At 32.1% G+C, this 9,732-nt stretch carries 8 protein-coding genes; 7 read left to right on the forward strand and 1 reads right to left on the reverse strand.

What is annotated here, in order from left to right:
- Nucleotides 1-9: 9 nt before the first annotated feature.
- Entirely contained in the window at nt 10-1,665 is a 1,656-nt protein-coding gene (locus tag HU137_RS11220; protein ID WP_182043943.1) for an AraC family transcriptional regulator, read from the reverse strand.
- A gap of 247 nt (nt 1,666-1,912) precedes the next feature.
- Between HU137_RS11220 and HU137_RS11225 the strand changes: the two genes are divergently transcribed.
- From HU137_RS11225 to HU137_RS11255, 7 genes are all read left to right on the forward strand, one after another.
- Entirely contained in the window at nt 1,913-2,629 is a 717-nt protein-coding gene (locus HU137_RS11225) for a hypothetical protein (RefSeq protein ID WP_182043944.1), read from the forward strand.
- The gene (locus HU137_RS11230; protein WP_182043945.1) at nt 2,622-3,512 is read left to right on the forward strand and encodes a helix-turn-helix domain-containing protein; all 891 of its coding nucleotides are present in this window, start codon (nt 2,622-2,624) and stop codon (nt 3,510-3,512) included. The genes HU137_RS11225 and HU137_RS11230 overlap by 8 nt, the downstream gene beginning before the upstream one ends.
- On the forward strand, nt 3,415-4,353 hold the full coding sequence (locus HU137_RS11235; protein WP_317169922.1) for an RteC domain-containing protein: 939 nt from the start codon (nt 3,415-3,417) through the stop codon (nt 4,351-4,353). Before HU137_RS11230 ends, HU137_RS11235 begins: the two co-directional genes overlap by 98 nt.
- A 157-nt stretch (nt 4,354-4,510) precedes the next feature.
- Nucleotides 4,511-4,816: a helix-turn-helix domain-containing protein gene (locus HU137_RS11240; protein WP_182043946.1), complete on the forward strand. Its 306-nt coding sequence runs from the start codon at nt 4,511-4,513 to the stop codon at nt 4,814-4,816.
- Nucleotides 4,817-4,910: 94 nt separating this feature from the next.
- Complete coding sequence (locus tag HU137_RS11245) at nt 4,911-5,687, forward strand: DUF3945 domain-containing protein (protein WP_182043947.1); 777 nt, start codon at nt 4,911-4,913, stop codon at nt 5,685-5,687.
- Between the two features lie 11 nt (nt 5,688-5,698).
- The gene (locus HU137_RS11250; protein ID WP_182043948.1) at nt 5,699-7,000 is read left to right on the forward strand and encodes a DNA topoisomerase; all 1,302 of its coding nucleotides are present in this window, start codon (nt 5,699-5,701) and stop codon (nt 6,998-7,000) included.
- 1,027 nt (nt 7,001-8,027) lie between these two features.
- Nucleotides 8,028-9,710, forward strand: coding sequence for a T9SS type A sorting domain-containing protein (locus HU137_RS11255; RefSeq protein WP_182043949.1), 1,683 nt, complete (start codon nt 8,028-8,030; stop codon nt 9,708-9,710).
- Nucleotides 9,711-9,732: the final 22 nt, after the last annotated feature.

The following is a 9,732-nucleotide window of genomic DNA, read 5'->3' on the forward strand; positions in this document are numbered from 1 at the left end:
GAGGAAAGCTCATTTATCATCTTTCTTTAAATTTGAAATAAAAAAAGCGGGCGTAATTCCGGTAATAGATTTAAAAGCCACAACAAATCTTTGCTTACTTGTAAATCCGGCTTCTTCAGATAATGCAAGAGTGGTGTATTGTCGAAGTTTTTTATTGTTTTTTAATTGCTGAATTATATAATTGACTCTGAGAGAATTTAAATAGTTAGTAAAGCTATTATTTTTATGGTTGTGAATTACATAAGAAAGGTATTTAGTATTTGAGTTAAATCTAGCAGCAAGTTTCACTAAAGTCAGATTTTGTTCCAGAAATTTTTGGTCATTTTCGAATTTTTCCAGTTGATATAAAAGTGATTCGATGGATTTGTCAGATGCTGCTTTTATTTCGTTTTTCGTTTTATGAATTATTTTTTCTTTTTTGATTAAAACCTCATATCGGTGACGAAGTTTTTTTCTTTGATAGAAATAGGAGTAAATGATAAGGGTAAGTATGATGAGCAGAGAAATTACAAGTAATAAAAGGAGGTTTATTTTTTTGTCTTTTCGGTGAGATCCTTTTTCCATATTGTCTTTCTGTGCCATTACATTTTTTATATCATAATTTTTATGAATTTTAGGCATCAAATTTTGATAGTTTACTTTTAGAAGACTGTCGGCAGTTACCAATCTCTTTGTATAAAACAATTGTTTTTCAAGGTCATTATTATTTTTATAATGATTAATTAAAAGCCGGTAGCCTTCTGTCAAATCCTCGCGTATGTAATTTTTCTCTCTCAGAATTTCATCTACTGCATTAAAATGTTTAATAGCTTCAGATAAATTGTTCATTTCCCAATACGAAATCCCTATATAAAAGTGTGCGACTGATTCATTTGCAAAGTCACCATTGTCAGTTATATCCGGAAGGGAAGTCTTAATGAAATGGATAGCTGAATCATAATTATTTTTGAAATAATGGTTTATTCCTTCTAAATGTCTAAAATAAGACTCCATAAATGTTTGTGAAAGTCTTTTACCCTCACTAATACCATGATAATTAATTTCAGAACTTAAATCATATTTGCCTGTTTTATTATAACAAAGCGACAATGCATGAAGCGTATTTAGATAAGCTTTTGGGTTATCATCTTTAAAAAAGCTGACACATTTTTCAAAAATTTCAATTGCTTCGGAGTAGCTTCCCAAATAATACTTTAGATTTCCGATATTATATGAGATTTTGTGTATCAAATATTCATCGTTGGTTCGTACAGCATAGTCTTGAGCTCTTAAATAATCATCAAGAGCTTGATTGTATTTTTTCTTACTATAATAGGCAATTCCTCTTGATAGAAATGCTGAACTAATGAGTGCATTTTCCGATGTTTGTAAGGAGCTCATGATCATGCTGTCGGCGTAAATCATATTAATTTGATCCGGACTTCTGTACATATAATATTTATATCCATTTACAATTTCAAGAATGTTATTTTCTTTTTTTGCCTTCCGGAGAAAGACGGATAAATACATCTCTGATTTTTCGGGAGTATTCTTGGAATTTCTAATTCTTTGATAAAGTTGATCATAATTCAGATTCTCAAGACTATCTGAAATAACCGGATAATTCCCACGTAAAGGGATTGCTGCGTACAAAAGGTAAGTTGCAGCAATTATAAGCGTCTTCATACTATGTTTTAGATATGAGGCAAGCATATCAGGCTTTGTTTATAATGACGGTTGGAATAGGATTCAATAAAGATAAAGAATATAAATAAAAGGGTAGCGGTTTTCCGAAAATGGATATACAAATTAATGAAAAGCCACCATACAAGGCTTGTCCAAATCGAACTTCTCGGATAGTTTTGGAAGGAATTCAAAAAGCAGTATCTCTTCCCGGGAATGTAGGGCTGATTATTAATTTAAATTTTTAATCATGAAAAAACAGTTGTTAATCTATGGTTTTCTAACCATTTTCATTTGTCTTATAAGTTGTAGCGACGAAGCAGATTATTATAGTTATTCCAACAATAAAGAATTGGAACAAAGTATAATGAATAGGCCAAATGCAGGAAACTCTCTAAACCCATATGACTCAATTGGACATTTACACAATGTAATTCTGGATGCATATTTTTTGGAGAATCCTAGTGTGCAAACAATATCAGACGTATCTTTTGAAATAGATGCATTATATTCAGTTTATTCCAATACAATCAATGTTTTAAGCACCAATAATTTGGATATAGAAGATATTGAAGAGATTTTAGATAGTCCTGAGGATAGTTTTGAGGATATTATACTAAATTCAACACTAAGTAATCAGGCCAGATTAAGTTTTGAAGATTTTGTAAATAATCTGATAGATATACAAGATGAAGAATTTGACTCCATCTATAATGTTATTACAAATTACGAATCTGAAATCAGCATTAATCCCTCATTTACAAATGAAGACAAGAGGGTAATTCTTTTGGTATCTGTGATTGCGAGATATTCTATTTATTATGAAAAAGGAAGAGATGATGATGACTGGGAACATTCTGTAGGGAATATAGCTGCTGCAACCAAAGGAGCCATTGCAGGCTCTAGTCAAGCAGTTCGGATGGCTTTAATAGCCGGTATATGTAAATCTTTAGGTATTTATGAATAATTATAAATGGAAAGAAGATTTAAGTCTTCTTTCCATTTTTTCTACAAAAGTTTTTATGTGTTCTCCAAACTATAACAATATCAGTTTAGTGAAATTTATAGAAGCAAAAGAATGTAATTATTCTTTTAGTGATAAATATGTGATTTTTATGTTTGTTTTAGATGGTACAATGACTGTAGCATTTAATGAAAATGACAGGAGAGTATTTTTAGGAGAATGTATAATAGCTCCCTTCGGAAGTTTACTTGGAAGAATTAGGATTAAAAAGAAATCAGAGGTTTATATAATAATATTTTGTAGAGAATTCATTCTTAACAATGTCGTACATGATGCAGGTATAAAAGTCATTAGTTATTTGATTGAAAAAGAAGTTATTTCTGTGAAAATTTCAGAGAATCAAACTCATTTTAAAAATATTATCCGCATAGTAAAATATTATAACTTTAAAACTGAGCATCCGTTTTACAACCAAATTGTTTTAAATCTTTTTTATCTGTTAATGTATGAATTACAAATTCAAAATTTAAATCCTTCACAAAAAATCCTTTCACGAAAACATAGTTCAGGATTTTATTTAGCGTTTTTAAGAACGCTCGAAGAATTTCATAAGGAAGAACGGAGTATTTCATTTTATGCTAATAAGCTGAATGTTTCAACTGGTCATATTACCAGGAAGTTAAGAACCATTACTAGAAAAAGTACAAAAACTCTTATTGAAGAATATGTCATATTTGAAATAAAGAGCGAACTCAAAAATAAGAATTTTACGCTCTCCCAAATTGCAGATGATTTTCATTTTAGCAGCTTGGCAGCCTTTAGTAAATTTTTTAAAAAATCCACGGGAATATCGCCCTCTGAATATCGTTCCAAATATAAATTTTAATCAAATGATGCGGTCCCTCCATAACGATGTTCTGATTTCAATTAGGAATGAGGAACAAAAAGCCGGAATGAGATATATTCATATAATCGAAGAGTCATTTCAAATGACTGTTTTCTTAAAAGATCTACTAGGGAAAGTACGTAAGAAAGTTCTAAAGGAAGGCTTTAAAAATGAACCAGATGAAATATTTTTTTTTAAAAAGGTAAAACCAAATATTTTAGGAAAATTAATTTATTACAATAAAATTTATAGAATAGAAACTGCGTGTCCGGTTAACAATGGAAAGATATATCTCAAATATTTTAACCGTGAATTAGAGGATTTAAAATTAAAATTCAAACGTCAGATTTGTAGTTCCGATTTCTATCAATATTATAGGTCGGGGAGAACTGACAGAGATTGTGATTATTTCATATTGGGTAATTTAAAAATACACAATGGGTTGAATAGTTTTGCTTTTGATATAGATCCTGAATTTTCTACTTTCTATGATTATAAAGTGGCCCAAATTATTGCAAACGAACTTCTACATGACTATCTGCTTGCTAAAACCGAAACCGATATTCACTCTAATTTTCCAGGAAAATTAGAAGAACTGGAATGGACCGAATCCAAGAATGCTCTGATTGAATTAATTTATGCTTTACATGTTTCGGGAGCACTTTCAAATGGAAAAGGAGGAATTCGCAAAATTACCCGAGCATTCGAATCTTTTTTAAATATCCAATTAGGAGACCTTCATCATGCGTTTCATCGAATGAAGCAAAGAGTGGGAAGCCGAACTATGTATTTGGATAAACTCAAAATTTCCCTGGACAATTACATGGATAAAGATTTATGAAGTCTAAACATCATGCCATTGAATGCCAATTGGTTCTAGCCTCCGATGAAAGCTTTTTACTTTAATTAAAGCATATAAAACATTGAATTCAATGGGCATCTCTTGGCAAAATTATTTTCCCTGTCATCAGAACTTTGGATTATCAAAATCGAAAGTCATGAATATAGAACAAACAGAATTTTTATTGTGGATGAAAAGGATAATGGAAAGGTTTGATATTCTGAATGAAAACATAAGGCAACAGCAGAAGCTAAAAGGACAAGTGGACGGCGAGGAATTATTAGATAATCAAGATGTATTGCAAATGCTTAAAATTAGCTCCCGCTCCCTTCAGAGGTATCGATCCTCTGGTAGATTACCCTATTATACAATCAGTGGTAAAGTTTATTATAAGCAATCTGATGTGCAGGAATTTATACGTGATAGTTTCTCAGCACCTATGCGAGAGAAGAAATATAATTGAGTCATTGAAAGCTAAATACACTGTCTGAAAGCCAGATGGACTTAGAGCATTTAATGTCCTTTAATTTTGACTAAACAATATAAATATCAGACAAATGGAAGCAACAAATGAAACAAAAGATTATCGTTTTCAGCCCGATCAAATTGATTGGAATTCACTTTCTTCTCTAGGTATTGACAAAGGAAGGTTAGAAAAATTAGATGTTTTGGACAATTTATTGAAAGGTTACAAAACCAATGAATTAGTTCCTTTAACATTGAAACTTGGAAATGCCATAGTTCGAATGGATGCCCGTCTTTCACTTCAACAAAATGACGAAGGCAAAATAGTGATGGCCATGCACGGCATAAGAAAGGAACCTAATTTAAACTTCTCGTTTTTTGGTCACGAATTTACAGATGAAGACAAAGAGAATCTTCGACGTAGTGGAAATATGGGTAGGGTAGTGGAATTGTATAATCAAAAGTCAGGTGAATACATCCCCTCAGTAATTAGTATTGACAGTAAAACAAAGGAGTTGGTAGCATTTAGGGCCGACTGGATGAAAGTACCCGAAGAAATAAAGGGTGTAAAGCTAAATGAAGAGCAGAAGCAAATACTATTGGAAGGCAAACCACTTTATCTTGAAGGTATGATTTCAAAGAAAGGAGAACCTTTCAACGCTGAGGTTCAATTTAATGCAGATAAGCGATTTATCGAATTTCTTTTTGGAGAAAGATCTACGGTTCAGAAAAAAGCCAATGCTGATTTAGGGGGTGGAATGGAAGTAAAGACCGAAACCAAAGAAGCGAAAAAAATGACGAGAAAAAACAAAAACGAATCAACTCCAAAAACCAAAAAAGTATCGAGACCCAAAGCTGTGAAAATGTAAACAAAAAGGAGGTGATTGCAGTATTGACAGAAAATCTATGTTGGGCTCGGGAAATTGCCAGAGTAGTAGGGGCAAAGGAGAGAAATGAGCGTTTTTTCAAAGGCAATGGACACGAGATTACATGGATGCCGGGGCAAATGGTAGATGGGATAAAGAAAGGTGAAAGTTTCTTAAAGTTAATCCGAGAGGAAAATCATCCTAATCTGGCATTGCCCTTTTTATTTGAGCTTGATTCAGAAGATGTTAAACAACTTGAATTTATCGGAAGTTTATTTGAAAAAAGTTCAGAAATTTTAAATGCTACAGAACCCTCAATTTATGGTGATTTAAAATTTAACCTTGTTTATAACCATTTTAGTTGTAAAAACAAGCACCAAAGAATCTGGATAAGAACTTTGGTTGAAGACGATGTTCAAAAAGCTTTAGAAAATCCGATAGAAAATGAAAGTTTTTGTCAATTAATAAATCCAAATGCATATCCTGATTATTTTATTTTATGGGATGAAGCACGAATTACTACAAAGGAGTCAGCACTTAATGATAATTCAAAAAAAGAATCATTTCAAATTCAACTAAATCATCGGAAGTCCTACATCGATTTTCAAAGTGTATCGGATAATAGATGGACAGATAAAAAGCAACTGAAAAAAGCGATTACTTCGATTGAAAGAAATGGGTTTGCAGAAGTGTTAAAAATCACAAAACAAAATATTTCTGAACCATCACCTTTACTAATGAATTATGAAGACTTAAAGTTGGAGTCTCGATTCCGGTTTGGCTTTTCTACCTCTGAAGTATTTGATTTGTCTAAGAGATTGTTCGAAAAAAAATTAATTACTTATCCATTTACCCGAAATAGATATTATGTTCAGACCAGAACTAATGAGATTTCAGATTTATTATACACTCTGCAGCTTAATGAAAGCTTCAAAGACATTGTATTTAAACTAAAAAATTACGGTCCAAACCTGACAAGGAGAAAATCCGTGAATGGAAACTTATTAGAACATTCAGGACTATGTATTACGATGAAATTTCCAGAAGGCTTAACTATAAAAGAACAATGCTTATATAATTTAATTGCCAGTCGGTTTTTGGAATCGTTATTACCTAACTGCGAAATGGAAATTCATAAGGTTGTCTTAGTTGTAGGGCAATACAAATTTCAGATAGCTGCTAAGAAAATTATAGAAAAGGGTTGGAGAGGATTACAAGGCTTTTTTATCAACGAAATAGACACTCCTATTGTTCCTTTACCTGAATTACAAAAAGGAGATGAAGTGAAAATCTATAACCTTAAAGTAGTCAATTGATAGAAAAGCTGCTTGTAAGCGGATTTTTGTCATATAATGTGAAATTATAGATGATATTTTACAATAACTAATGGGCTTCGTATTTCTGAGGTTTTAGAAGTTTTTAATGGAAATACTAGATCAAGTCGAGATAATAAGATATATAGAGGTAGTCTCATTTCAATGTATGCTCCAATTTTCTTACCTTTATCTTCTTGGCGTCATGGACTTGATTTTTACTCCGCAACGGATTATTATAATTTGACTACGGATTTTGACATATGGGGTGGAGTAGGGATTTTCGGAATAGAAGACTCTAAAAATAGACTATATTTCACACACGTTTTAACTCCATGGCAAAGTAATTTGGTAAATAATATCGTATCAAACGATTTCAACGGAATAGGAATTCTAACCCTACCAAAACACTCGAAACTGGTTTATACGAAATTAGTATAAACGGTCAAGACGATATAAATAACTGCTTTAATTGGACATGGAAATTGGCGATTTTGTCAAACTAAAGTTTCAATTCAGTACCAATTTTCATATAGGTGTTGATTACCTATTTTCTATGTAAGATTGCCCAATAATAATTTCCCAATTGGGTTTGTTGGGTTACGAAAAGTTAAAACCTTATTCCGGCGTGATGAATCATTTACTCTTACCTGATATTATCTATAAAATTCAGGGAAAACCCCTATTAAAAATCAGGCAAAATCCTTTGTAAATACAAAAACTTTAATTCCAAACAGTAATTAACTTTATTTTAACAAATTGTTTTTAATTTTGCCGCTTTATTATACTCGTCTATATGAAGCATTTTTTATTTAACTTCGCTTTTCTTTTTTCTATATTGGTTTTCGGTCAGAATCCGGGAGGTATTGAAGGTCAAGTTCATTGGTTTTTAGCACCCGAAAAAGATTCTTCAAAAACCAATCCAATCAATTTAATTAATTTCTATCCTGCCCTATCAGTTAGTGACCAAACGTTTATTGAGAACATTAATTCTTTCGAAAAATCGGATGAGCTAACCGCATTTATCATAATGAAACCTTCTTTTTTGCAGGAGAAATACCACCTTGTCGATATAAATTCAAATAATCATCAATTATCTATTCAATCTGACCGGGTTAAATCAAAAAGAGAATTGAAGATAAAAAACTTTAATAGCGAAAAGCCTTATTTCATTAGTTATATTGAAAGCTTTGAAGAAAGGGATGGAAATGATTCTATAAAATTAAATAATCTCTCATCGAAAAACCATTCAGATAGATTTGAAGGAGATATCGCTGAGGTTATTTTTTATCCGAAGCTACTTTCCAAAATTGATAGAAGAAAAGTGGAAACTTATCTTTCGTTGAAGTATGGAATTTCATTACCGCTCAACTCAGATTACATCAACAGTAAAAATGATACGATCTGGAAAAATGATGAAAGCAGGACTTTTCTACATAGAGTTTCAGGGATTGGCAGAGACATCGCTGGGAATTTTAATCATAAACAATCGGCTAATGTAGATGATGATCAGTTTTTAACCATAGGGTTGGGGGATAAAATTGAAGCTAAAAATGAGCTTAACAAAAAAACTTTGCACGATATTAATTATGTATTGTGGGCAGATGATTTTGGAGATTTGTCATTTCTTCAGGAAAAACAAACCCCCGAAGTTTCTCTATTTAACAGAACCTGGAAAACCAAATTGATTGGTGAGGGAGTGAAATCACAGAATTATATCTTTTCTTTTGATACCGATTTAATGGAAGGTCAGAATGACGAAGAAGAAAAAAATGAGGTGCAAAAGGAGAAAAAATCCGATTCTAAAGAACCTGAATTAAAGTATTGGTTAGTTTTTGCACCTGACACATCTGGTAAACTAAACATAAATTCTTCTGAATTTATTCAGTCGGTTGAAATCCCTAAAGAGGGCGGACGAATTGAATTTTCTGATATTCCATTTAAAAATCAAACAGATTCTTTTTTGTTCAGTCTTGTAAAAGCACCCGAACTATTTGCATTGGTTGAAACGACGGAAAAAAATTGTCAATCCGATGCACATTTGAAAATTATCGGTGGAGTGGCTCCTTATACGGTTGAATTTTATTCCGATGAAAATCAGAAATTTCCAATCATTGAAAAAGGTGAAAATCAATTTGATGTATTGAATCTGACCGGAGGTAATTATGTATGCAAGATTACGGATGCTTTCGATCAAACGTCTGAACAAGATCTAGTTATTAACTCTGACACACAAGGTGCTTTTGCTTTGGAAGATATTTTCCTGAAAGAAGGAGAAAGTCTTGCGCTTGATCTAAATGAGCTACAAAACAATACGATTTCAGAAATTGTCTGGAGAAAGGGCGATCAGGAAATCGGTTGGGGAGAAAAACATACTATAAGAGAGGAAGGTTCTTACAATATTACTTATCTGACTGAAAAAGGTTGCCCACAGACTACCTCTTTTATTGTTACTAAAATTCCGGCAGCCGACTGGTCAGGTGTTTATCCTAATCCTGTCAGAATAAATGAACCATTCTTTGTCAAACTTGAAAATAGTTCCTTATCAAAAGTCAGGATAACCATTACCGATTTTTCCGGTAGAATCATAAAATCCAAATTACTGAAAGAAGGAAGTGAGATATATTCCGATACTTTTTTCCATCAGGGAAGCTATCATATAACCGCAGAATCCCAATCCGAAAAATTCCAATACACCCTAATCGTAAAATAACCTTCCCTTAGACTTTATTGAC

This window comes from Moheibacter lacus (assembly GCF_014042165.1).
Taxonomy (GTDB): Bacteria; Bacteroidota; Bacteroidia; order Flavobacteriales; family Weeksellaceae; genus Moheibacter; species Moheibacter lacus.